This window comes from Enterobacter sp. Bisph1 (assembly GCF_000814905.1).
GTDB lineage: Bacteria > Pseudomonadota > Gammaproteobacteria > Enterobacterales > Enterobacteriaceae > Kosakonia.
Window position 1 is genome coordinate 1 of record NZ_JXAG01000001.1, and the last position, 765, is coordinate 765.

Genomic DNA, 765 nt, shown 5'->3' on the forward strand with positions numbered 1-765 from the left:
GAGTGGTAAATGGATCTAGCAAAAACATTTAATACAGTAAAAAAAACGGGCCTGATGAGGCTGAAATACAGATTTATATATCCACGGTTCTGAAGCTTCATGATAAAGGTGAGTTACGGCATCAGTCAGCTGTAGATGGTCTAATGAAGTTATGTATGTATCTTAAAAATGGAGATCGCGAGATGGCCAATCGGATGCTTCATGGGCATAAAAAAGGCGGCAACTGGCCCTGCACCACGGGAAAGTAGTCAGGTAATGGAAGGGGGATGTTAGCTCTGACTGCCCTTAGAAACGTGAGGTTTATCGGGAAGCCCACTATTGGCGGGCTTTTGTGCATCTGGCATATAACGGATGTTTTGGGAATACGGTTATTAATCGTTATAGGCTAATAAAAAGACCGGTTTAACTTTTTTTTATAATCAAAAACAGATCTTTTGATTATATGGTACGAGGAGGAGAAAATAACGGCCAGAATTAATGATATAGTCATAAGTAACGACGGTTTGTACTTTTTACTTACGGTTTCATTACTGATTGAAATAAAGTTTTTTTCTCCGTAAGGGTTTGTTTTAGTTAATAATGCAATCTTGGCATATATTTCAGTGCCATTTATATAGTTGCTGTTCTGATTGTTAACTATGTTTTTATAGGTTTGATAATCTTGGATGTACCAGTCATCAATAGCTTGATGGATAGCATTTACTTCATCGGTAACAGCAGGTTTATCACGGTCGTCACCAGCCCATGACAGGTTTATTTTTTTTT

Annotated in this window: 1 protein-coding gene; it reads right to left on the reverse strand. The window is 37.8% G+C overall.

Translation table 11 applies throughout. From position 1 onward, the window contains the following. Positions 1-385 precede the first annotated feature (385 nt). Positions 386-765, reverse strand: a 380-nt coding sequence (locus RW65_RS22815) for a GNVR domain-containing protein (RefSeq protein WP_039054638.1), incomplete at its 5' end; no start/stop codon positions are given.